This window comes from Paenibacillus sp. EPM92, from assembly GCF_016586185.1.
Lineage (GTDB): Bacteria > Bacillota > Bacilli > Paenibacillales > NBRC-103111 > Paenibacillus_G > Paenibacillus_G validus.
This window is the reverse complement of sequence record NZ_BCPS01000069.1, coordinates 40,311-63,163: the sequence shown is the minus strand read 5'-3', so window position 1 is coordinate 63,163 and position 22,853 is coordinate 40,311. Positions and strand designations below refer to the sequence as shown.

The 22,853-nt window shown below is 48.1% G+C and carries 23 protein-coding genes and 2 pseudogenes; 6 read left to right on the top strand and 19 right to left on the bottom strand.

Features of this window, described 5'->3' with window-relative positions; genetic code table 11:
• The 4 genes and pseudogenes from JMF85_RS28100 to JMF85_RS16310 form a co-directional block, all read right to left on the bottom strand.
• Window positions 1-359 (bottom strand): hypothetical protein (locus JMF85_RS28100; RefSeq protein WP_236595874.1); only part of this gene is annotated, 359 nt, incomplete at its 3' end.
• Between the two features lie 204 nt (window positions 360-563).
• Entirely contained in the window at window positions 564-869 is a 306-nt protein-coding gene (locus tag JMF85_RS16320; protein WP_201318526.1) for a hypothetical protein, read from the bottom strand.
• A 159-nt stretch (window positions 870-1,028) separates the two neighbouring features.
• Window positions 1,029-1,214 (bottom strand): annotated as a pseudogene (locus JMF85_RS28095) (DinB family protein); the annotation flags it as partial.
• 27 nt (window positions 1,215-1,241) lie between these two features.
• Window positions 1,242-2,252 (bottom strand): linear amide C-N hydrolase, encoded by a 1,011-nt coding sequence (locus tag JMF85_RS16310; protein ID WP_201318525.1) that lies wholly within the window; start codon window positions 2,250-2,252, stop codon window positions 1,242-1,244.
• 168 nt (window positions 2,253-2,420) lie between these two features.
• Between JMF85_RS16310 and JMF85_RS28090 the strand changes: the two are divergent.
• Both JMF85_RS28090 and csaA read left to right on the top strand, forming a co-directional pair.
• Window positions 2,421-2,970: pseudogene (locus JMF85_RS28090) on the top strand (IS1595 family transposase); the annotation flags it as partial.
• A 33-nt stretch (window positions 2,971-3,003) separates the two neighbouring features.
• Complete coding sequence (gene csaA / locus JMF85_RS16305) at window positions 3,004-3,333, top strand: chaperone CsaA (protein WP_201318524.1); 330 nt, start codon at window positions 3,004-3,006, stop codon at window positions 3,331-3,333.
• Window positions 3,334-3,481: 148 nt separating this feature from the next.
• Here the strand turns inward: csaA and JMF85_RS16300 are convergent, their stop codons facing one another.
• Window positions 3,482-4,012, bottom strand: coding sequence for a GyrI-like domain-containing protein (locus JMF85_RS16300; protein WP_201318523.1), 531 nt, complete (start codon window positions 4,010-4,012; stop codon window positions 3,482-3,484).
• Between the two features lie 130 nt (window positions 4,013-4,142).
• Entirely contained in the window at window positions 4,143-4,970 is an 828-nt protein-coding gene (locus JMF85_RS16295; protein WP_127604273.1) for a methyl-accepting chemotaxis protein, read from the bottom strand.
• A gap of 291 nt (window positions 4,971-5,261) precedes the next feature.
• Between JMF85_RS16295 and thrC the strand changes: the two genes are divergently transcribed.
• The 4 genes from thrC (at window position 5,262) to JMF85_RS16275 (ending at window position 9,288) form a co-directional block, all read left to right on the top strand.
• A complete protein-coding gene (gene thrC, locus JMF85_RS16290; protein WP_127604275.1) occupies window positions 5,262-6,653 on the top strand; it encodes a threonine synthase in 1,392 nt (463 codons plus the stop codon).
• Window positions 6,654-7,013: 360 nt separating this feature from the next.
• Window positions 7,014-7,793 carry an amino acid ABC transporter substrate-binding protein gene (locus JMF85_RS16285; RefSeq protein ID WP_127604277.1) on the top strand — a complete coding sequence of 260 codons (780 nt, stop codon included), beginning with the start codon at window positions 7,014-7,016 and terminating at the stop codon, window positions 7,791-7,793.
• Between the two features lie 74 nt (window positions 7,794-7,867).
• Window positions 7,868-8,527, top strand: coding sequence for an amino acid ABC transporter permease (locus tag JMF85_RS16280; protein WP_054799498.1), 660 nt, complete (start codon window positions 7,868-7,870; stop codon window positions 8,525-8,527).
• A 14-nt stretch (window positions 8,528-8,541) separates the two neighbouring features.
• On the top strand, window positions 8,542-9,288 hold the full coding sequence (locus JMF85_RS16275) for an amino acid ABC transporter ATP-binding protein (RefSeq protein WP_141333973.1): 747 nt from the start codon (window positions 8,542-8,544) through the stop codon (window positions 9,286-9,288).
• A 60-nt stretch (window positions 9,289-9,348) separates the two neighbouring features.
• Here the strand turns inward: JMF85_RS16275 and JMF85_RS16270 are convergent, their stop codons facing one another.
• From JMF85_RS16270 to JMF85_RS16210, 13 genes are all read right to left on the bottom strand, one after another.
• Complete coding sequence (locus JMF85_RS16270; RefSeq protein WP_127604280.1) at window positions 9,349-10,974, bottom strand: PucR family transcriptional regulator; 1,626 nt, start codon at window positions 10,972-10,974, stop codon at window positions 9,349-9,351.
• Between the two features lie 51 nt (window positions 10,975-11,025).
• On the bottom strand, window positions 11,026-11,712 hold the full coding sequence (locus tag JMF85_RS16265; RefSeq protein WP_196426864.1) for a cysteine hydrolase family protein: 687 nt from the start codon (window positions 11,710-11,712) through the stop codon (window positions 11,026-11,028).
• Between the two features lie 48 nt (window positions 11,713-11,760).
• Window positions 11,761-12,498 (bottom strand): biuret amidohydrolase, encoded by a 738-nt coding sequence (biuH, locus tag JMF85_RS16260; RefSeq protein ID WP_236595873.1) that lies wholly within the window; start codon window positions 12,496-12,498, stop codon window positions 11,761-11,763.
• A 52-nt stretch (window positions 12,499-12,550) separates the two neighbouring features.
• Window positions 12,551-13,717: a BMP family ABC transporter substrate-binding protein gene (locus JMF85_RS16255; protein WP_201318522.1), complete on the bottom strand. Its 1,167-nt coding sequence runs from the start codon at window positions 13,715-13,717 to the stop codon at window positions 12,551-12,553.
• Window positions 13,718-13,759: 42 nt separating this feature from the next.
• Entirely contained in the window at window positions 13,760-14,674 is a 915-nt protein-coding gene (locus tag JMF85_RS16250) for an ABC transporter permease (RefSeq protein ID WP_201318521.1), read from the bottom strand.
• Window positions 14,671-15,732 carry an ABC transporter permease gene (locus JMF85_RS16245; RefSeq protein ID WP_155614293.1) on the bottom strand — a complete coding sequence of 354 codons (1,062 nt, stop codon included), beginning with the start codon at window positions 15,730-15,732 and terminating at the stop codon, window positions 14,671-14,673. The genes JMF85_RS16250 and JMF85_RS16245 overlap by 4 nt, the downstream gene beginning before the upstream one ends.
• Complete coding sequence (locus JMF85_RS16240) at window positions 15,729-17,267, bottom strand: ABC transporter ATP-binding protein (protein WP_164751688.1); 1,539 nt, start codon at window positions 17,265-17,267, stop codon at window positions 15,729-15,731. Before JMF85_RS16240 ends, JMF85_RS16245 begins: the two co-directional genes overlap by 4 nt.
• Window positions 17,268-17,583: 316 nt before the next feature.
• Window positions 17,584-19,368: an allophanate hydrolase gene (gene atzF / locus JMF85_RS16235; RefSeq protein ID WP_201318520.1), complete on the bottom strand. Its 1,785-nt coding sequence runs from the start codon at window positions 19,366-19,368 to the stop codon at window positions 17,584-17,586.
• On the bottom strand, window positions 19,365-19,805 hold the full coding sequence (locus tag JMF85_RS16230; protein ID WP_127604289.1) for a cupin domain-containing protein: 441 nt from the start codon (window positions 19,803-19,805) through the stop codon (window positions 19,365-19,367). The genes atzF and JMF85_RS16230 overlap by 4 nt, the downstream gene beginning before the upstream one ends.
• Window positions 19,806-19,844: 39 nt before the next feature.
• Entirely contained in the window at window positions 19,845-20,528 is a 684-nt protein-coding gene (gene biuH, locus JMF85_RS16225) for a biuret amidohydrolase (RefSeq protein ID WP_127604291.1), read from the bottom strand.
• Window positions 20,529-20,857: 329 nt separating this feature from the next.
• Complete coding sequence (locus tag JMF85_RS16220; RefSeq protein WP_127604293.1) at window positions 20,858-21,190, bottom strand: hypothetical protein; 333 nt, start codon at window positions 21,188-21,190, stop codon at window positions 20,858-20,860.
• Between the two features lie 14 nt (window positions 21,191-21,204).
• On the bottom strand, window positions 21,205-21,426 hold the full coding sequence (locus JMF85_RS16215) for a hypothetical protein (protein WP_054796705.1): 222 nt from the start codon (window positions 21,424-21,426) through the stop codon (window positions 21,205-21,207).
• Between the two features lie 154 nt (window positions 21,427-21,580).
• The gene (locus tag JMF85_RS16210) at window positions 21,581-22,684 is read right to left on the bottom strand and encodes a 5-methyltetrahydropteroyltriglutamate--homocysteine S-methyltransferase (RefSeq protein ID WP_127604295.1); all 1,104 of its coding nucleotides are present in this window, start codon (window positions 22,682-22,684) and stop codon (window positions 21,581-21,583) included.
• Window positions 22,685-22,853: the final 169 nt, after the last annotated feature.

The window sequence follows — 22,853 nt, the reverse complement described above, 5'->3', positions numbered from 1 at the left end:
TTATTCTCCTTTGTGAATATGAATAGAGTTGGATAGTACGTCTCCGTCCGACTAACAAACAATACTACCTGAGTAACTGTCCCAATTATCCATTGATTGCTTATTTTCAAAGGGGGAGCGAGTTCAATCTTTATCCCGATCCCGTTATCTGGCTCAATTTTGAATGATCCAACGGGTCCAGTAACAGAAGATAACCATTTCTCAACTTCACTTTGCAAATTTGTAGGGTTGTTTATTGTTTGGACAACCTCACCTTTCTCAATATCAAACACCTCAGCTCCATCAAAAGCGCGGACAGTTTGTACGTTAAAGCAAGTTAACGTAACAATAATGGCAATCATGTACATTAGGTGTTTCAAGCTAATACCCCCGCCAATACTATTAGAGCATTACACTTCATCCACACCTATGATACCCCATGTTTTAACATTTGATGTTGCAATTACTTTTTACTACGTTCCTGCTCTACTGCCCCTGTTTAATATAAATAAGCAGGCTGCCGCGGCAACCTGCTCGAAATGAATGATTCAGCTATAGTTCTTCGATAGTGTAATCATTTTACATTAACCTGGGTTTGGTTCAATTGAAATTAGACTTGGTTGTCCCCATCTTCGTTTCTCATATTGAATAAAATACTCTTCATTCTCATTAATTAACTTACTGACACCCTTTGGTAATGAAATCACCGTGCTGCGACCTTCAAGATTCCTTATTTCAATATTTCTTTCGTTTACCTTTACTACAGTTGCTACTTCTCCAGTGTGTGTTGTACGTGAATACCAGGCAAAAAAACTAAAAATCATTAAAGCAAAAATAAAAACCAGCAAACGTTTCCTCCACCTGTTGCCTTTCACTGCAAGTGTGTTCATAACCCCTCCAGTATTGATTTTTCGTAACTCTAATCTAGACTTTGTAAACTCATGGAAATTGTGCAGCCTGCCCGGTTGGATCCGCGGCAGGCTGCATCGTTAATTGAGCTATTGTTCTCCGTTACTTACCGTCCAGTAACTTATTTTTCTGTCTTATACTTAATTTTTACTGAACAGCTGATCTTTGTCAATCTCAAGATACTGCCTGGGACATGAGGTCCAGGCTGTTTCTTGCCTCAACGCTTTACAACCCGTACCAGGATGTCCTAGCTGCCTGAGCATGGCGGTGACATTCCCTCGATGGTACGTCCCGTGATTCACGAGATGCTGGATGAAATCTATATAGCGGGCTTGACTCCTTTAATTCCTCCCCTATATTTTCTTGAAAGCGTCCGGATAGGTCGCGATAAAGTCGATCATCTCTTCCGTGATGCTCCAGCCGAACACCTCCGTCAGAATCGGATCTTTAAAAAAGCCGCTGACCGCCTGCTTGTTAGCCGCTGCACTGTAACGGTCGAAGTGAGCGATTCGGCTTCCACGGTCGTGAACAAGCTGCATGTTAAGTATATGGCCCGGCAAACTGGCGCTATAGTCGAAATCCGTCACTCTTACGGTTGTACATACCGGATTACGGCTTGTCGTAAAATGAATCTCCATTCGGTTCAAATCGTACACGAGACTAAACACCGTATCCGGTCTGCGCATCTCCCGCAGCCCTTCGAATGCGTCCTCGATGCTGATCGACGGAAGCTCAAACTTATTGGCAATCCATTGGTCTGCCTTACGGAACCGGTGCATGGAGTTGGCTTCGTAATCCCCGGTCGCTTCCTCCTGCTCGGCCGGCTCATGCCTGGTACGAATCGTTTCCTGGTACAGGGAATTAGCCATAACGGGACATGGAAGCGAGGCATCCTTGTACACAGCCATTTCGCCATTCAGAAATTCGATGATCGCCCGGTCTCCCCGCTTGTCGCACACCATATAGTGCAGATGCGATTGGTTCTGGGCAATGCGAACCCGGGAGGCTGCCTCCAGCACTTCGCCAACTGTCGCACACGTATCGAGCATATATTGAATCCATTGAAGCTCCGATACCGCCGGCCTCTCATCCGGGGCCGGATACGCGGCTTGCCATAGAGTCGTTTGTTCGACAACGAGTCCCTCCTCATTCATGCCGCCGTTCGGGCACTCCTTCCCGATTTGGGATACGGTCAAGTTTCCATATATGGACACCCAAGATGTCGGCTGATCCGGCGGCAGGATGAATGCCGTTTTGGCGAGCCCTCTCTGGTTGGTGTACATATACACCCCGTCATAAATAACATCTTGATTTTTGCCTACGAAGTTTGTTTCGCCTTTACAGATATGCCAAGCAGTACTCATGTTTACTCTCCTTTTCTTCCAAAGCCAATTTGATTTGACTTCAGCATACCGTTCCGTTTTCCCCGCTTCTTGACATTCTTTACAGCAATTCATTCCTTTCAAAAGAAAAGGCTATGTTTTTTGATATACACGAACAATTGTTCTACAATAATGGGTATAATCATATAGGATATCTCTGACCGCAAGCCTCGTAAACGTGGTGGCAAAGCTAAGTATTGTGGCATCAGTAATGACCAAATATGTGTGTTGGTTGCTCGTGACCGTCAGAAGATGACTTTTTCTGGCGTACTTGGGCGTGAACGAATTCGGACAATGAAATTGGATGAGGCTATTGGCAGTCATTTAACTGAGTCAAATGTACTTTGTACTGATTCGTGGAGGGCATTTAGTTCCTATGCGAATTCGAAAGGCTTAGACCATTACCGCTTTAAGTCCGATGGAAAACAACGTGTTAAAGGAGTTTACCGCATTCAGAATGTAAACCAGCTATCATAATCGTTTGAAACGTTGGATCGACCGTTTTAATGGTGTTGCAACCAAGTATTTGCAACATTATTTGGCTTGGTTCCGCTGCTTAGACAGCAAGGAATATGAGAACACAACGTCGAATAAGAAAAATATGTTGGTCACCTCTTGCCTGCTTACTGTAAAAGAGACAAACACCAAGCTTCGACAAACTTCTTTTGTCTCAATTAAACGGGTAAGAAAGTTAAAGTAAAGTAATCTATAAAAGGTGGAGTGAATACACGTCGTGGCAACAATTGACGATTTTTTAAAGTTAGATATCCGTATAGGTACTGTGACTAAAGCAGAACCTTTTCCAGAAGCACGAAAACCTGCAATAAAATTAGAAATTGATTTTGGTGAAATCGGTATCAAACGCTCTTCTGCTCAAATAACGAGAAGATATGAACCAGAACAACTTATAGGTAATCAAGTGGTCGCAATAGTAAATTTTCCAGTAAGGCGAATTGCTGGTTTTGAATCTGAAGTGTTGGTAATTGGAGGTGTTCCAGAGGAAGGTGATGTTGTACTATTAAAACCAGATGAACCAGTTAAGAATGGTACACCGATTGCCTAATAGAACATTCGGTAATGGATTTTCATTCAACAAACGGATATCTATAGTTGATTAACCGCCTTTTCAGTTGGCGGTTTTCTTTTTGGTCCCCAAAATCAACAACAAAATTTAACATAGCCAAAGAAAAAGCCCGGCCAGCGCCGGGCATTTAAACAATCGGAACATAAATGTAAAAGGCCCCGGTTTCTGCATAATCGCTCTCATAAACCTCCATAAAGTCCATGCCGACCGGGTTCAGCATCAGTTTGGACACGCTGATCGATTTATACAAGTCATGAATGGCGGTCTGAAATACGCTGCCCATGCCTTCTTTATAGTGGAAAACCGCATATTGGGACGCGGGGAGCTCCAGTAAAGCCAGCTCGCCGCTTTCCCGCTCGTTCGAAGAGCCTGCCGAAAAACCGGAAAAGTAACGGATGTCCTCCTCCGGAAATCTGGAGTTGTTGAGCGTCACGTTATACAAGCGGTCCACTCCGTTCGGCGTTATCCAATTTCCCACAAATCCGGCTACAAATGCAGACACCCTCCCGAGCCCTTCCTCGGTTTCGGGGTTAAACCGGATCTCCTGTCCGGTCAATGTAACTGCCGGTAAAGAAGCATACGTAAAGTCCACGATGACATCTTTGTTCACATTTTTAAATTCGCGCTCGACGACCGACTTTGTATTCAACCTTTGCAAACAAGCGTACTATCCAAATCATAGCAGATCCCTCCAGCAGCAACAATCTATTCACGGAAACCTGGACTGCCGCTGTTATTGAGCTATCGTTCTTCGTTAGCAAAAAGGTTTGTCTACTATGAAAATTCACTTATAACAGCCTGGATAATTCTTCTATATCTTCAGCTGAAGTGACCAACCCATGAATTGCGGAGGAAATTTCTCCTGTCGCAGCCGACTGCTTGTGTGAGATTTCAGTTGCTTTTTTCACTGAATTAGCGATAAATTCTACTTTTTGATTGAGTAAACGGAGTATACCACGGATTTCATCTACCGATCTGGCACTATCTTCAGCAAGGCTTCTAATTTCTTTGGCAACAACGGCAAAGCCTCTTCCATGTTCCCCTGCTCTAGCTGCTTCAATACCTGCGTTTAAACCAAGAATTTTAGACTTCCCTGCGACTGAGTTGATGAATGTTAAGATCTTTGCCGTTTTATCAACTTGTTCGCTCATTTCTTTTTGCGCAGTTCCCAATAATTCCATAAAATTAGCTAACTCGAGAGCCGAGGAAGAAAGCTCTTGGGTAGATGCAGCAATTTCTTCCGAAGTAGAGGCGAAATGCTGAGCTACAGAACTTAGTTTTTGTTGATTTTCCAAACTGATACCGATTCCAAAACCCCCAATAACTTTTCCATGCTCATCTGTGATGGGTACACTCTTTGCTTTAAAAGCAATGCCAAAAGCCTCTTTAGGCACACTAACCATTTGTGCTTTATTGGACTTCATAGCTAAATAAATAGCATCGCCTTCTGGAACAGCCATCCCGTCAATAGCACCAAGGTTCAGGTTTGAAGCAGGAAGATATAATAGAAACTTTTCGGTATCGGTTACTCCAATCATCACATCAAAAGGAATTCCCTCTTTTATTTTAGGCGCAAGTTTTACCCAATAATCGAGTAATTCATTCTTTTCATTCACCGTCCATCCCCCCCTAAAATAGTCTATATACTTAAATATAATCTATGATTGTATGCGCTTACATAATGGATAAAATTACTATATCGGATTTTTTTTTGACTGTCAATGTCAGTAGGATGCCTATATTTTCTGTCACATAATCTAAGGGAAATATACCCCCGAATATGCTAAGTTTACTCGTTTACTGCGATTCGAATTCTCCTAACTGTCTGTAACGGCAAATTTTTTGTCGACCACTGGACCCCATATAAGTTACAATAATACTAACTCAATAGCAAAAGGGGATCATTTATGAAATATATCAGCACCCGGGGACAAGTATCCCCCACAGGATTTATCGACGCGATTCTGATGGGACTGGCCGACGACGGCGGCTTGCTCGTGCCTGAGCACATTCCGCAATTATCGGACGATACCCTTAAACAATGGCAGAAACTCACTTATCCGGAGCTCGCCCTAGAGGTGTTCTCCTTATATGTAAACAATGAAATTCCACGTGCGGATCTGAAGAAACTGGTCGACGACAGTTATGCGACATTCCGCCACGAGGATGTAACACCCGTACGCCGGCTCGACAACGGTCGATATGTGTTGGAACTGTTCCATGGCCCAACCTTCGCCTTCAAGGATGTCGCGTTACAATTTCTTGGCAATCTGTATTCCTACGTCTCCCGTAAAACGAACTCCATCATCCACATTCTTGGAGCGACGTCGGGTGACACAGGCGCTTCGGCGATCGAGGGCGTGCGCGGCAAAGAAGGAATCCGCATCTGTATCTTGCATCCACACCAGAAGGTGAGCAAGGTGCAGGAACTTCAGATGACCACGGTCAATGACGCCAACGTGCTTAACCTCGCCGTGGAAGGCACCTTTGATGACTGCCAACGAATCATTAAGGAACTATTCGCCGACGTTAGTTTCAAACACCGGTACCACCTGCGTGCCATCAATTCCATTAATATTGCCCGGATTCTCGCACAGACGGTGTACTACTTCTATGCTTACTTCCAGGTAGCGAACAAAGAGCATGCCGATAAGATCAGCTTCAGCGTACCGACAGGGAACTTCGGCGATATATTTGCCGGTTACCTGGCTCAAAGAATGGGACTTCCCATCCATAAACTGATCTTGGCGACGAACGAGAACAACATCTTGGCACGCTTTGTGAATGAAGGCGTATATCAACCGGGCGCTTTCCGAGGAACATACAGTCCGTCCATGGACATTCAAGTAGCAAGTAACTTCGAGCGATATTTGTTTTACCTGTATGGAGAGGACGCTGACACCGTGACCTCTCTCATGGCGCAGTTCAAAGCGGAAGGCCGCATCGTCATCACCGGAGACGTATTGAAGCGAGTGCAAGCCGACTTCTCGGCCTACAGCGTGGAGAACGAAGAATGCCTAAACACCATCAGTGCGTATTATGAGAAGTACAGTTATCTGCTGGATCCGCATACCGCCTGCGGCGCAGCAGCATCCGACAAGCTAGCGGCGGAGGGAGAGGTCACGGTTGTTCTGTCAACCGCCCACCCGGCGAAGTTCGACGAAGCCATCCGGCTGCGCAATATCAGTCAGACCTACCCCGAGCAAATCCAGGCGCTGTTCGACAAACCGCAAATCCAAACCGTTGTCGGCGGGTCCAACGAAGAAATAAAGAAACAGTTAGTGACGTTTTTTAATTAATCCTCAGCAAGCTGCGTGAGAAAGCCATCCTACGGGATGGCTTTTGTTGTTTGCTGCGTTGTCTTCGGCCATGTCAATTCCTCCAGTCAGCTACGGAATATTTACGCCCCTTAATATGACAATGTTTGATTAATTATTTTATTTAGTCTTTCAATCCGCCCCCATCCGATCCTTTTCCTATCTATATACTACAATTCATTTTTCCGGTTCCCTACTCGTCCCCATTTAAACATCAGGAAATATATGACATTCATTATCAACTATCGACACTATTTATAAGAGTGTGATATCATATAATTCTTGATAAAGTGGTAACGCAATAAAGCAATGGATACTTAGTAAAAGGTGGTTTTTCATTCGATGAAACGTTTGGCAACTATGGTTATGGTTATCACAGCATCGCTCTCCCTCCTTGCAGGATGCTCCGGTTCGAAGGGCTCGGTTGGCGAGGACAACAAACTGGTGATTGGCATTGACGACAAATTTGCACCGATGGGGTTCCGGGATGAGAAGAATGAGATCGTCGGGTTTGATATCGACTATGCCAAAGCGGCTGCCGAGAAAATGGGCACCACGGTGGAATTTCAACCTATCGACTGGAAAACAAAAGAATCCGAGCTGAGCAGCGGGCGGATCGATCTGATCTGGAACGGATATACGATTACGGACGAGCGCAAAGAGAAAGTCCTCTTCACCAAGCCCTATCTCAAAAATGCGCAGGTGGTTGTGACATTGGCAAAATCCAACCTGACCAAGCTCGATGATCTGGCAGGCAAGGTTGTAGGGCTTCAATCGCTTTCTTCCGCAGCAGATGCCTTGAATGACCACCCTATCAAATCCAGGATCAAAACCGTTACGGAGTTCTCGGATAACGTCCTCGCCCTGAGCGATCTGAAGATCGGCCGTGTCGATGCGGTGGTCATTGATGAGGTCGTGATTAAGTATTATATGGCCAAGGAAACGGGCACCTTCAAGCTGCTCAGTGAATCTCTTGCTCCGGAAGAGTACGGAATCGGCGTAAAGAAAGGCAACGACGCCCTGCTTCAGAAGCTGCAAAAAGCGCTTGACGAAATGAACCAGGACGGCACCGCGTCGAAAATCTCGCAAAAATGGTTTGGCGAAGACAAAGTATTAAAGTAAACAAAACCGAATGATGATCAGGCAAGCCGGATTTCTTCTCGGAAATCCTGTTTTGTTTTTGGGGGAATTTCTTCATGTCCGCAGATTACATCACCACCATGATCAAGCCGATGCTGCAAGGGGCCCAAATGACGGTCCTCTTGTTTCTAATCGCCATTGTGGTATCCATTCCGCTGGGCTTCGTGCTCACGCTAGCTGTAAAAAGCAGCATCAAGTCTATCGCTTGGCTCGCCCATTCCTATATCTACATCATGCGCGGGACGCCGCTGCTTCTGCAGCTGCTCTTTATCTGCTTCGGGCTGCCGATGCTGCCGCTGGTCGGCGAATATCTGGTGCTGGACCGGTTTACCGCTGCATGCCTGGGCTTTATCTTGAACTATGCGGCGTATTTTGCCGAGATCTTCCGCGGCGGTCTGCTGGCGATTGATAAAGGCCAATATGAGGCCTCACAGGTGCTGGGTTTGAACAAATGGCAGACCATGACACGAATTATTCTGCCTCAAATGTTCCGCGTTGCACTGCCTGCAGTGTCCAACGAGTCGATTACGCTGATCAAGGATACCGCGCTTCTGTATGCCGTTGCCGTTCCGGAACTGCTGCACTTTGCCCAGACGGCAGTGAACCGGGACTTTACGATCGTGCCTTTCTTTATAGCCGGTATGATTTATCTGCTCATGACGCTCTTGCTAACCGCACTCTTCAAATGGCTGGAACAAAGATTTAAATTTGAATAAAAGGAATGGCGAACGTGGCTATCATTGAAGTAACCAACCTCAAAAAATCATTCGGCACGCTGGATGTGCTGAAGCAGATTACATTTCAAGTAAATAAAAACGATGTGGTTGCGGTGATTGGCCCCTCCGGATCCGGGAAAAGCACGATGCTCCGAAGTCTGGTTCATCTCGAACAGATTAATGGCGGCAGCATCAACGTAGCCGGAGACTATCTTGTCAAGGACGGGGTCTACTCCAAGCCTCAGGAGATCAAGCGGATCACCTCCAAGATGGGCATGGTGTTCCAGCATTTCAATCTGTTCCCGCACCTCACGGTCCAGGAAAATCTGGAGCTCGCTCCCAAAATGGTCAAAAGAGAGCCGAGTGCGGAACTTCGCAGACGAAGCACCGGGCTGCTGGAAAAGGTAGGTCTCGCCGAACGGGCGTCGGCTTACCCGGCCAAGCTCTCGGGCGGCCAAAAGCAACGTGTCGCCATTGCCCGGGCGCTAATGATGAATCCCGAGATCCTGCTGTTCGATGAACCCACCTCCGCCCTCGATCCGGAATTGACCGGCGAGGTACTGCAGGTGATGAAGAGTCTCGCCGAAGAGCATATGACGATGATTGTCGTGACGCATGAAATGGGATTCGCCAAGGAAGTGGCCAATCAGGTAATGTTCATGGATCATGGAGAGATCATCGAAACCGGCCATCCGGAGCAGCTCTTTACAACTCCCCGGTTTGACCGAACGAAAGCCTTCCTGAACCGGAGTTGGCAATAGTTCCTCAGGCGCAGCTCTATCGAATGGATAGACTGCGCTTTTTTGCATGCCTGCTGCCCTCTATCCATTTAATCCGTCCAATTTGACGGCAATTTGCAGCTGCAGCCTCGTTTCCGGATCATCAAGATGAAATCCAAGCTCGTTGCGTATTCGTTCGATCCGGTAATTGACGGTATTATAGTGAATAAACAAACGCTCCGCAGTTTCTTTTACATTGCAATTACTAAGAAAATAAGTTCGCAATGTTTGTAAAAGCGAGCCTTGATGCTTACGGTCATATTCGATTAGCGGCTGTAAAAAAATTCGCTTATATTCCTCCAGTTCCTCGGTTCCTTGCAAGCGGTACAGCAAAAGATATATGCCTAAATCGCGATAATGAACAATCGCATCATTCACATGGCTTTCACGGCATACTTCCGCTGCGCGTTTGGCTTCGCGAAAGCTGGCCGGTACACCGCTTTGATCTTGAGCCTCCCGGCCCAAGCATAATGTCGCGCGCTTCTCCAGAAGTTTGGGGCGCAGCAGAGACCATACGTCTCCCAGCGCATCTTTTCTCCATTTCTGATCCTTCTCACCGCTGTTTATCAACGTGATAAGGACGACTAAGCTCTCTTCGAGAACCGTCCAAATCATATCTTTTTTACCGGCGGCATCCCAGTTTAATCTTCGGGCTATTTCCTGAAGGTCGCTCACCTCCGGCTTTCGTTCATGAAAGGTTACGACGCCTACCAAAAAGGACGATCCCTCGATGAACGGGCGTCCGCATGCTTCTGCCCTCATCCGCAAATCCGCGGGGGAAACGATGCGCCCGGCTATCCAATCCTGCAGAAATTGGTCGATATACTTGGCCTCAATTTTCTTCCTGACTTGCGAGTTGTTTATTTCAAAGCCGATTAGCTCGCTGGCCCAGTTCATCGTCAACGTATCGACAATTCCGTATTCGCTTTGCTGCTCCAGCATCAGCAAAAGAGACGGCTGCTGCACTTGTCCATCGGGCACCGATGTAATGTATACGCGAATCATTTGCTCCCCTGCCTGGATGAAACTGGTTTCAAGGGTTCGGTCCTCCCTGAGTCTCTCCCATCCGGCCTCGTCTACCTGCCTGCATAAATGCTCAGCTGAAGGTGAAGCCATCCAGCGATTGCCCGGGTCCAGCAATACAACCGGGTTTTGAATGAGAAGCTGCAGATGGTGTAAAAACGCATGAAGCCCATCCCCGTGCAATAGCACTTGGGACAGGCGTTGGACCCGGCTTTGAAGAAGCGTTAGCTGCCTTACTTCCGTGACGAGAACGCGTTCCATCACTTCGCGGACAACATCGGAAAATGCGGTATCCGGGGGAAGCTCGATTAAGGGGAGTCCATGAAACTCGGCAGCCTTCACAGCCGAGTCGGGCACGGTGTCTATAAATCGTTTCGTCTTGATGCCCAGAGCGACTACGCCCTTTTGCACAAGCTGCTCAATTAAGGTGACAAACAATTCCGGATTATGTTTTAAGGGATACCCCGTTGTCATTAAGAACTCGCCAGGCTTTACCCAATTAATCACATCGGGAACTTCCATCACATTGATTCTGCTTATCGTCTGCTCCAAGCCGGACCGTCCCCCAAGAAGAACAGCCTCCTTGAAATGAGGGATCGAGAAAAGATCTTTTACAGTAAAGCCGTACACAGCTTCCTTTTCCATCGTTTATTCCTCCCGGTGCGCACTTCGTGTCTGTTTTCAATGCAGTCGTTGTCAAGCGTTTCGCAGGCTTTTTACAACCGGCTCCGACATCGACGTCCACCCGAAAATTCCGCCCTGCTGCCAAATCATCCGCAGTGCAGCCGCATGATCTTCAGGATCAAAGGCGGCTGTTGCATCTTCCAGCACAAGACATTCATACCCCCGGTCATTCGCTTCCCGGAGTGTGGTATGCACACAAACATGTGTCGTGACCCCGCATAAAATTAACGCTTCTATCCGGTTTTCTTCAAGAATCGCTTGTAAATCCGTTTGAAAAAACGCTCCTTTTCCAGGCTTGTCGATTATGATCTCCCCCGCTTCGGGGGTGAGTTCGGGAACGATAGCATGTCCCCTTTCTCCACGAATCAGAATTCGCCCCATCGGTCCCTCGTCTCCAATCCCGGCCCCCTGTCTCCGGCTCCGCCTAAGCTTGGACGGCGGACAATCGGACAAATCGGGCAGATGCCCCTCCCGGGTATGAACGATCATCAGGCCGGCGAATCTGGCAGCGGCCATGACGCGCGAGATGACCGGGATAATGGACCGTGTGGACGAAATATCATTTCCAAGCCGTTCCCCAAAACCTCCCGGTGCGCAAAAATCATTCTGCATGTCAATGACAACAAGAGCTGTCCGGTCGGGACGAAACACAAACGGATACGGCAGGGACTCATTCAGCGTTAGGGTTGGTTTCATCATTTGACTTCCCTCGTCTCCGGCAATTTTTGAATGCAGGCGAACCAATGCTCAGTTCGAGTTATGCAGATGAAGCCTGAGGAGCGTGCCGATTAATTTATCCGAACTGGACACCGCCCCAAAAACACCGCCTTGCATCGTCGCCATTTTCAGCGCAGCCACATGGTTGCCTACATCGGTTGCGCCGGTACAATCCTCCAGTATCAAGCATTCATACCCGCGATCATTGGCTTCCCGCATCGTGGTATGAACGCCGACGTCCGTGGTGATTCCGGTGAGAATCAGATGCGTAATTCCGCGCGATCTCAGAATCAGATCAAGATCCGTGGCGAAAAAACCGCCCTTGCCGGGCTTATCCACAACAATCTCATCCGGCAAGGGGGTAAGTTCCGTCACAATCCGCCAACCGGGCTCGTCTCTTACCAAGATTCGGCCCGAGGGGCCGACGCTTCCGATCTCCGCACCCGCTCTCCGGCTGCGCCACCGTTTATTGTCCGGTAAATCGGAAAGGTCCGGCCGGTGTCCTTCCCTAGTAAAAACGACGGTGAATTCGGGGATGGACCGAACGACCTCAAGCAATCTGCGGATCGGATCAATCGTACGCGCCGTTAAATGCGGGTCGTACCCCATCCGTTCTACATAGCCGCCTCTTCCGCAAAAATCATTTTGCATATCAATGACTAGCAGCGCTGTTTTCCGGGGGACAAGCTCCCCGTCATAAGGCCATGAATAAGGATAAGACGGAACGGTTATTCTACCTGATTGTCCTTGTTGTCTATGCCATTTCAAATTCGCCGCACGCTCCTTACCCGGGCCTGACGGTACAAATGGTTTACGGTGCTCATTTCGGTATATTTCCGAGGACGCCCTTCACTAAATAATCGGCGGCTTCCAATTTTTCAACGGGCGGTATTTCTCCTTCCTTGATTTGAATTTTGCCCGATTGATCTTCAATAGGCCCTTTGAACGGCTGCAGCGTACCGTCAAGCAATTCCGTTTTTTTCGTTTCCACAAACTTTTTCACATCATCCGGAACCCCCGCACCGAGCGCTGTCATTTGAACGACGTTGTCTTTCAAGGTTCCGCGATATTTACTTTCGTACTTGCTGCCTTTAAATTTACCGTCGACAGCGGTTTTCACCATATCTACGAATAAATCCGGCCAGTTCCATACAGATCCGGTAATCCATCCTTTCGGCGCCAGAGAGGAAGCGTCCGCATGATAGCCAACCGACATGACGCCTCTGCGTTCGGCGGTTTCGATGATCGTTTTGGTACAATCTTGATGCTGCGTCAATACATCTACACCGTTGTCGATCAGCGAGTTGGCCGCATTCGCCTGCTGTCCCGGATCACACCAGCTTCCCGTAAAGACAACCGATGTCGTCGCATCCGGATTTACCGATTTGGCTCCAAGCTCAAAAGCATTTACGTTCAGCAGCACCTGGGGAATCGGAACGGAAACGATATAACCCAATTTCCCTGTTTTAGACATTTTGCCCGCTGCAACACCGGCAAGATAAATCGGCTCCCAGATCGTACCGAAATAGGTACCCAAATTGTCCGCCGTTTTCAGACCCCCCTGATGAAAGAAAGCAACTTCGGGATGGCGCTTGGCCACGTTCAGCGCAGGATCAAGGTGTCCGTAAGAGGTCGGGAAAATAATTTTGGCCCCTTCCTGGATCATCTGCTCCATGACCCGCTCAGCCTCTGCCGTCTCAGGGACGTTCTCGGCCCGCAGCACTTTTAAATCCGGGAACGCCTTTTGGACCGCTTCACTGCCCAGATAAGCCGCCTGGTTATACCCGTAATCATCACGCGCGCCTACGAAGATGAAACCGACAGCAGTCCCGCCAGTTCCCGGAGTGACGGAGCCGGCGCTTTTGGCGGCTTCCGCCCCGCTGCCGCTAGTTGGCGCTTGATTCGATCCGGGTTGGCTGCAGCCGGCCAAAAGAATGACAGAAGCCAGCGTTAATGCCAAAAAGCTCTTCATTTTGTTCCATTTCATGTGTGATTCCCTCCATTTTTATATATAAATTCAAGTGAAACCTCATGACCCGGCCGAGTTTCCGGTAAATACTTTACCCAGAGCCTCAGGGGTTTGGCTTCGCTGTCGAAGCTCCACAACCAGCAGAGCCGCAAGGGTCAGCAGATAAGGCAGCATGAACAGGAAGAACGGAGAAATCGGCAGCTGCGTCTGCTGAACGGTAAGCTGCAGAGCTTGAGCGGCACCGAACAAATAAGCGCCGAGCATCGCCCTTGTCGGCTTCCAGGAAGCGAAGATCACAAGCGCGACCGCTACAACGCCCCGCCCTTGCACCATATTCTCCACCCAACTGTGGGTATAAGCTACCGAAAGCTGAGCGCCGCCTATGCCGGCCAAAAAACCTCCGGCCAATACGGCTGCATACCGGACCAGCTTCGGATTGAATCCGTTGGCAAAGAGCACTTCCTCTCTTTCGCCGGCAGCTCTGAGAATGACTCCAAGCCGGGTACGAAACAACAAATACCATAACAAAGGCACTAGAACTATGGATAGATAAGTTAACGGATCATGATTGAATAAAATCTGGCCCAGAAACGGAATATCCGATAAGTAAGGGATAGGTATCGGATTAAAACCGACGATTTGCTTGCTGACAAATCCCCGTCCAAAAAACGAAGTAAGCCCCATACCGAAAAACATGATCGTTAGTCCGGTCGCCAGCTGATTGGCATGGCAGGTGAGAACCAGAAAGGCGTGGATTGCAGAGATGAGCAAGCCGCATAATCCGCCTGCCAGCGTACCGAGCCACGGGTTGCCGGTCCAAGCCGTAACCGCGAATCCTCCGAGTGCCCCGGCAAGCATGGAGCCTTCCGTCCCCAGATTGATCACGCCGGCACGTTCCGAGATCAATTCCCCTTGGCTTGCCAGCATGACAGATGTTCCCGAACGAAATGCCCCTGTCAAAATATCCGCTATCATTTATTCAACCTCCTTCCACTGCCGAGCAGAAAGAACAGAACCAGCGCCATCAAAATATAGACCGAAGAAGATGGAAGTCCGGAACCAATCTCAAGCGAGTTGCCGGCGACGCTGATCATCCCGAGCACAAACGCCGAAACGATAAGACGCAGAGGGTGATTCCAGGCCATCCAGGCGGCCAAGAAGCCAAGATACCCGTAATTGACCCCTGTCGCTGGGCGAAGGCGGCCTTCAATACCTGCAATTTCAATCATCCCGGCTATACCCGCCAAAGCGCCCCCGGCAATCAGCACCCAAAAAAACATCTTGTTCACCTTAAAGCCGGCGCGCTCCGCAGCAAAGATGTTACCGCCAAGCACCCGAATACGGAAGCCGAGCTGCGTCTTCGCCAAGACGAACCAAACGACTGCCGCCAGAACAAACGCGATTGCAATGCCTGCATGAAGCCTCGTGCCATCCATAACCGGCAGCCGCAAGGAAGGCGCAATCTCGGGGGAAAAGGGCCAATTGAACGATTTCGGATCTTTTAATAATCCGTGTACAAAGAATCCGACGGTAAAGGAGGCGACGTAATTCAACAGCAGGCTGGTGATCGTTTCATTAAGCTTACCCTTGACCTTAAGAATAGCCGTGACTCCAGCCCAGACCGCCCCTCCCAGAGCGCCGGCGGCGAGCATTAGCGTTAGGCCAGCCCAGGCCGGGAAATGGTCAAGATAAAACACGGCAAACCATGTGGAAAACAGAGCACCGATCGCAAGTTGTCCTTCTCCTCCCACATTAATCAAACCCGCTTTGGCCGGTAAGGCTGCGGCAAGGCCCGTCAAAATGAACGGCGTTGCCTTCAGCAATACTTCGCCAAAGCCATAGGCGCTCCCGAATGTGGAACGAACCATCGAAACGTACAATTGCACCGGGTTTACACCGAAAAACAACAGGAACGCGCCAAAGATCATAAAAGGAACGATCAATACACCGACCTGAAATGCGAACAGCTTTAATTTGCCGCCGAGCGAAAAGGACCGCCCGGGTAATGCAACCGTATCCGCTTGCTGCTTCATGCCAATTCTCCTTTCAACATGCGGGAGCCGATTTCTGATGCATCGGTTTCCGACGGACGATAAGGCCCGCGCAATTGTTTGCCGGAAAGAACAACCAGCCTGTCCGATAATTTGAACAATTCATCCAAATCCTCCGAAAACAGTAATACAGCCGTTCCTCTCTCCGCTAATGTGATCAACTGCTGTTGGATCGTACGCGTCGTTCCTATGTCCAGTCCCCGGCTGGGGTAACTGATGATCAGGATTTTGGGCTTTCTGATCAGGGCTCTGGAAAGCACCATTCGCTGCACATTTCCTCCGGAAAGCTGATCCGCGCGCCGATCGGCAGCCGCCAACGCGAGGGCCCGGGCCTCCTCACTACCCTCCAGCAAGCTTCGGACATGCTGCCAATCGATACCGGCTCCTTTAGGCTTCATCGGAATTCCATCCAAGACCATATGCTCAAGTATAGTAAAACCCGGGATCACCGATTCCTTGAGCGGATCCTCAGAGACGAAGCTGACCCCGGCCTCCATAAACGCTTTTGTGCCGCCTTCTAACTCTTTCCCGTCAACCGTAAGCCTGCCGGACGTTAAATGACGCAGACCGAACAGCACTTCGGCCAATTCCCGTTGTCCGCTCCCGGAAATTCCAGCTACACCGGTAATTTCCCCCTGTCTTAAAGTCAATTGAATATCCTTAAGCACCGTTTCGCCATGGTTTCCCAGGATAGTCCCGCGTTCGATTTGAAGCACCACCGGGTTTTCCCGTGCGGCATCTTGGGTTTGCTTGTTCACTGGCTTCAGCGTCTTGGCCCCCATCATTGCCGCAATCAGCACATTCCCATCCAATCCGTCTTCGCGGCTCGCCGTATAGGTGATTTGACCGCTGCGCAGAACGCTTACCTGATCTGCGCAAGCCAGAACTTCATTAATCTTATGTGTAATGAGCAGAATGCCGTATCCGTCTTGTCTAAGCAAACCCAGCATCTGAAGGAAGGCTTCCACTTCTTGAGGCACAAGCACACTGGTCGGTTCGTCAAAAATAATCACGCGCGTTCCGGGAATCAGCAGCACCTTCACGATTTCAAGACGCTGGCGTTGACCTAAATCAAGCTGCCATACATGCGCATCGGGATCAACCGATAATCCGTACTTTTCGGAAATTCCCAGAATGCTGTCACGAAGCTGCTTTCTCCGAAGGCGCCAACCACCACTCGACATGGCAAGTGCGATATTATCCAATACAGTCATTGCCGGAATCAGACGAAAATCCTGAAACACCATGCCAATGCCTTTTGCCTTCGCCTTAAGGGGAGGATGCAATGAAACGGCTTCGCCATCCATATAAATGGCGCCTGCATCGGGGGCATATACCCCGTACAGCATTTTCATTAAAGTGCTTTTACCCGCGCCGTTCTCTCCAAGAATGGCGTGAATAGAGCCTTGTTTCACCTCCAGATTGATGTCTTTATTGACAACCAGCGAACCAAAACGTTTGGTTAAGCCTTCGGTCCGTAACAGATAGAAATCGGCGGTATCCCGAGAATGATTCATCTTCCAACCCACCTTAAATATGTTATATATCATAACATTAAAATGAATGATTAATTTACATGAATTATTATAATACCTTTCAATCGCTTTATCTTTATGAATTTGTTACAAAATCAACAATTATTTTTTAGTGATTTTTTATAAAAATAACATATATATAACATATAATTTCAATAAAATCCCATTTTAAATGTCAGGTTTGGGGCTTTGCCGTTAAAAAAAACTGTCTCTCCAGCTCCAAAGCTCACTTTTGAGACAGCCTTTCATGTTATGTTATACGGCAAAAACTGCCGCTCCTATCCATCCATTCCCGCAGCTATACCGCTTCAACGGCATTACGCCAACCTCCATAGCTCGTTATATCTACGGCCTCTGCCGCGGCATAAGCTTCGCAAATGAATCCTGGAACCTCCACTCCATCCAGCAGCTCGATTTTCCCGATCCCAAGCGGAGCAGGTATGGCTGCGGCAAAAGCACCGAAACGGTCCGTGGGCATTTCCCACAATTCCAATCGAATGGAAGCCCCTCCCTGCTCCTTCCTGATCAAACCCGGTTTGGCAGGATCCGTCGGCAGCTTGATCATTTGATATTTCGCCGCCGTTGCGGCATCACGTACAAAACGCGCACCAAACTCCTTCATTTGCTTTTCCAACGGATACCCGCGCATATGAAGGCCGCAAACGGCGACAGGAACCATATCCCGGGACACGGGTTTCAACTCCGTCGTCAAGTCAACTCCTGCCAGATTGGCAGAGGAATCGGCAAAACAAGCAGCGGCGCCGCATATCAGCGCTTCGTTCTCCGCGAGCGCAAACATTGTGATTCCAAACGGTGTATTCGGCGCGGCGTCTTCCGCCGGCACAGCAACCGCACAAAGATCAAGCAAGTTACAATGATTGGTATAAAGCCCCATAGCACTGTTTGCCGTAATCGGGTTGTTCCTTACTTCTTGAAGAGTCCATGTCCCTGCGCAAGTCGGCAAGATCAGAACGGCGTCTGCCAACCATCTTCTTACTTCAAGCTTATGGGCCTGCAGCGTATGCCAGGCTTTAAACAACGAAGCGGCACTGTAATCCGTTGTCGCACCTGAGCGCAAAATTTGTTCCGTCACCGGCAGAGCGCTGCCCGGATGCGCTTCGACGAAATCGCCTAATCCGGCCCACCGCTCAGCGACAAACGGTCCGTCGTACAACAGCGCCGACGTTTGAGATAGCTTGCTTGTATCCGTATATTCGACGGGGATGCCCAGCTTCTTCAATCTTTCTACAGCCAAATCCCAAGCTTGGCTGTACTCGTTCGCAAAGGTTCCGAAAAAATTCAGCGGCTCTTTAGGCAAATAAATTTTTCGAGGGAGCGCAGGCGTCGGAGCCGGAAAGCTTCGTGACCAAGGACTCGCATGATCAACGCCCCGCGCTACAGCATCTACCGCGAGCGCGTCTTCCAAACTGTGCGCAAGCACCGAAACACAGTCCAAGCCGGCGCAGGCCGGAACAACGCCTTTTGTCGACCACGCTCCCAGCGTCGGCTTATAACCGACAAGCCTGTTCAAGGCAGCCGGTACACGTCCCGACCCCGCAGTATCCGTCCCCAGAGCGAAAGCTGCATGGCCGCGCGCTACAGCAACTGCGGAACCTGAGCTTGAACCCCCGCTGATCAGTTCTCCACGCAAGGCGTTTTTTGTCTCGCCGTAAGGACTTCTTACTCCCACCAAACCGGTTGCGAATTGATCCAGGTTCGCTTTGCCGACGGGAATAGCTCCAGCTTCAATTAATCGTTCTACAACGGTCGCATGTTCTGTCGGCGTATATTCAAAATCCGGGCAACCCGCCGTTGTCGGTACATGCGCCAAGTCAATATTGTCTTTGATCGCAAAAGGAATCCCCCACAGCGGCGCTAGTCCCTTGTCCAGAAGCTTCAGACGGTCCAAGTAAGGCTGAATCATCTTCATGCTGGGCGGCGTAATCCATATATTCATTTCCGCATCTTCGGCGGCCCGGTTTATAATTTCATTCACAACTTCTTCAGGACTCCAAACATTGTTTTGATACATTTCCCGTAACCAAGAAATCGACAATTCTCTCGGAAGCATGCGGGTGTTCATCCATTATCACCATCCTTTTTGGTAACATCCTTTACCAAGTGCGTGTTAAAAAATTGATTCGGCGGCACAGCTTCCTCAACCGGCAGGAAGATACTGATTTGCTCCGACGGAACGATATCGTCGTTAAGTACGGAGTGTACGGTTCCTGCCGGAACGTGAAAGGTATCCCCGGCCTGATAGTTTTTCCACTCCCCATTACACAGCAGCTTTACTTTCCCAACCGTAATATGGATGATTTCCGCTACATCATGATAATGCGGGAGCACCTGTCCGCCCGGACCGATTTTTTCCCAGAGGATGGAGCTGGTCCTTATTCCCAGCCCGTCCGCCTGCTGTGCATTCAAGATTTCCCGGTGATACAGCTCTCTGTGGTTGGGCATTAGCTCCCATTCCATCTCATCGCCAACAATAACTTTGGTTTCATTTCCCGTGATCATGTGATGTCCTCCTCAACGATAGATAGCCGAATTGTCCGTTTAGAAATGCTCCAACGCTTTCAGCACCCGGGAAGAGTCGGATACACTGCCGAAAACCCCACCCTGCATCGTTACCATTTTGAGAGCCGCCTGATGATTGCCGATATCCGTCGCCCCGGTGCAATCTTCCAAAATCAAACATTCATACCCTCTGTCGTTCGCTTCCCGCATCGTCGTATGCACACATACGTCGGTGGTAATGCCAGTTAAAATCAAATGTGTAATGCCTTTGTTTTTCAAAATCAAATCCAGGTCCGTCGCATAAAAACTTCCTTTGCCGGGCTTGTCGATCACCGGTTCCCCTTCCAAAGGCTTTAGTTCTTCAATAATGTTCCAGCCCGGCTCCCCCCGAACAAGAATACGGCCCGCGGGCCCGGGAGAACCGATCTCCGCACCAATCTGTTTACTTCGCCATCTTTTGTTCGCAGGAAGATCGGAGAGATCGGGCTTATGCCCTTCCCGCGTATGAATGACCGTAAAACCTGGAATTTTCCGTACCCTCTCCAACAGCGCTTGAATAGGCTGAATGGCTCTTGCCGTCAAGGAAATGTCATAGCCCATCCGATCCACATACCCCCCTTTTCCACAAAAATCGATTTGCATATCGATGATGACAAGCGCCGTTTTCTCCGGCACAATCTTCCCGTCAAACGGCCAGTTGTACGGGTTCGCTTCCACTTGCATAAAATCACATCCCTTTCTCCCTGCTTAAACGATGATATATAACTTAACAAATGTTTGGGAAAAGGTTGTTATTGTATGATCCCCGTCCCTTATTGTTATATTATATGACGTAAAAAACCTGATTTCATTATCATCATTCAACAATTAATGGGGATTTTTATTGTGTCTTTTTAACAAAAAACGATTGATTATAAATATTGTGTCATTTTTTATTACATTGAAATCGTTTGTAAAATCATATGTGCAAAAAAAATAGACCTTTTTCCGGATATTCCGGAATAGAGTCTACTGCTTGTTTTTAACGCTTTCCTGACTAAAAAAGAGGGACCCTAGTCCCTCTTTCCGGTTAAAGATTGATTCAAAATTTGCATTTTTTCAATTTGATCTTTCGTTTCCTTCGTCCCTAGAGCGTGAATTTTTCGATAGATTTCTTGTAAGGCCATATCGTATCCGACGTTGGCCTGGTCGTAATGATAAGGAATGCCTGCCGCATGCGCTCTCCAAAAAGTGTCTATCTCGAAATCTTCCTCGACTTCAAACAACTCCTGAAGCTGCTTAATTTCTTCGTCGGTTGCCTCGATTTCTAATTCATAGGCGGCATCGCCTTGATTAGACATGATCGACCTGGATTGAACCGATACATAATACTTATTTCTCTCCATGTTAGTCCTCCGCGTTAATAAAAATAATACATCCAAATAGCGGCTCCGATCGCAAGAACAATCGGAAACAGCACATAAGCTATCATCATGGGGTTAGCGATGAAGTAATGCTTGACTGAAGTGGGATTCACTCCTTTATCCATTTCTTTGGTTCGCTGCCTCCGGATCAATACAATGGAAGCGATCAAAGAAATAACGATGATCAAGTAAGCCAAAGAAAGCAAAATTTTCAACATCGCATTATCGGACTCCTTAATTTAAAATTATTGTTATTTATTTTTCGTTAAAGAGATAAAAATTATGATTGACGGTTGACTCCTCAACCGGACTATTATTTGGAAAAAAATAAAAAACCTTGATTTCTCAAGGTTTTGTCACACCATTCCCGTATTAATTCCAAACGTCTTGTGCAATATTAACGACAAGACGTATTTTGTCCCACTGCTCCTCTTCCGTGAGAAGATTGCCTTCTTCCGTTGAAGCAAAACCGCATTGGGGGCTTAAGCAGAGCTGATCCAAGCTTACATACTGGGCAGCTTCATGAATTCTTGCTTTGATACGCTCCGGATTTTCCAGTTCACCGAATTTGGACGTGATTAATCCTAATACAAGTTGGATATCCTTTCTATTTACATGACGTAAAGGTTCAAATCCGCCGGATCGCTCATCATCAAATTCTAAAAACAGTCCGTCTACCTTGAGTTTGCCAAAAATAAATTCGGATACGCGATCATACCCGCCACTGGCCACATAAGTAGATTTAAAATTGCCCCTGCATATGTGCATCGTAATCTTCATATCTTCCGGCTTATTGGCTATCGATTCGTTAATAGCCCTGGTGAACAGCTGTGCTAATTGTTCCGCAGAAAAGCCTCTTGCCGCAATTTGTTCCTGACCTTTCTCGGAGAAAAATACGGACCACGAGGTATCATCCAATTGTAAATAGCGGCAACCGGCATCGTAGAAAGCCTGAATCGCTTTTTGATAAGCTGTGATCAAATCATTAAAAAATTCATCATAATTCGGATAAACGTCTTCTTCAATATGCCCTCTAAAAAATAACATGTTCGGACTAGGAATTGTAAATTTAGCAACATGATTGCCTGCAATTTGATGAAGGAATTTATAATCCTCGATCATAGGATGGTTATGAAAATCTACTTTACCTGTTACTTTCACTCCGTGAGCTTTGGTTTGAACACCCTGAAATTGAATCCCTTGCTCCGTTTCATAGAGCTCAACACCAACAAGCTGCGATAGAAAATCGAAATGCCACCAAGCGCGTCGAAACTCACCGTCCGTCACAGCGGCCAAGCCCAATTTTTTTTGCATGTCAACAAGCCGGACGATTTCTTCATCTTCAATGATACGCAATTGCTCTGCTGTAATTTCCCCATTTTGCTTTTGTAAACGCGCTTGTTTAAGTCGCTCCGGTCTTAAAAAACTACCTACATGATCTGCCCGGAATGGTCCTTTAGCCAGTACTGCCGTCATTTTGCACATCTCCTCTTCTAAAATAGGATGTAGTGAAGCCGGATTCACTCCACATAGGATGATCCAAATGAAAAACCATGCAAAAAAGACATCTTCACCTCAACAAAAAGAAGGAAAAGATGCCTATGATTGCATGCGAACAAGCAGCGGCCCGTCATTAACACTTTCC

Coding starts and splice junctions, on each gene's coding strand:
- JMF85_RS16285 (WP_127604277.1), top strand. CDS start 7,014: ATGAAACGTTTGGCAACTATGGTTATGGTTATCACAGCATCGCTCTCC.
- JMF85_RS16320 (WP_201318526.1), bottom strand. CDS start 869: ATGAACACACTTGCAGTGAAAGGCAACAGGTGGAGGAAACGTTTGCTG.
- JMF85_RS16280 (WP_054799498.1), top strand. CDS start 7,868: ATGTCCGCAGATTACATCACCACCATGATCAAGCCGATGCTGCAAGGG.
- JMF85_RS16215 (WP_054796705.1), bottom strand. CDS start 21,426: ATGTTGAAAATTTTGCTTTCTTTGGCTTACTTGATCATCGTTATTTCT.
- JMF85_RS16240 (WP_164751688.1), bottom strand. CDS start 17,267: ATGAATCATTCTCGGGATACCGCCGATTTCTATCTGTTACGGACCGAA.
- JMF85_RS16270 (WP_127604280.1), bottom strand. CDS start 10,974: ATGGAAAAGGAAGCTGTGTACGGCTTTACTGTAAAAGATCTTTTCTCG.
- JMF85_RS16210 (WP_127604295.1), bottom strand. CDS start 22,684: ATGACGGCAGTACTGGCTAAAGGACCATTCCGGGCAGATCATGTAGGT.
- JMF85_RS16230 (WP_127604289.1), bottom strand. CDS start 19,805: ATGATCACGGGAAATGAAACCAAAGTTATTGTTGGCGATGAGATGGAA.
- JMF85_RS16250 (WP_201318521.1), bottom strand. CDS start 14,674: ATGATAGCGGATATTTTGACAGGGGCATTTCGTTCGGGAACATCTGTC.
- JMF85_RS16245 (WP_155614293.1), bottom strand. CDS start 15,732: ATGAAGCAGCAAGCGGATACGGTTGCATTACCCGGGCGGTCCTTTTCG.
- biuH (WP_127604291.1), bottom strand. CDS start 20,528: ATGCAAGTGGAAGCGAACCCGTACAACTGGCCGTTTGACGGGAAGATT.
- thrC (WP_127604275.1), top strand. CDS start 5,262: ATGAAATATATCAGCACCCGGGGACAAGTATCCCCCACAGGATTTATC.
- JMF85_RS16265 (WP_196426864.1), bottom strand. CDS start 11,712: ATGATGAAACCAACCCTAACGCTGAATGAGTCCCTGCCGTATCCGTTT.
- JMF85_RS16310 (WP_201318525.1), bottom strand. CDS start 2,252: ATGAGTACTGCTTGGCATATCTGTAAAGGCGAAACAAACTTCGTAGGC.
- atzF (WP_201318520.1), bottom strand. CDS start 19,368: ATGAACACCCGCATGCTTCCGAGAGAATTGTCGATTTCTTGGTTACGG.
- JMF85_RS16255 (WP_201318522.1), bottom strand. CDS start 13,717: ATGAAATGGAACAAAATGAAGAGCTTTTTGGCATTAACGCTGGCTTCT.
- JMF85_RS16220 (WP_127604293.1), bottom strand. CDS start 21,190: ATGGAGAGAAATAAGTATTATGTATCGGTTCAATCCAGGTCGATCATG.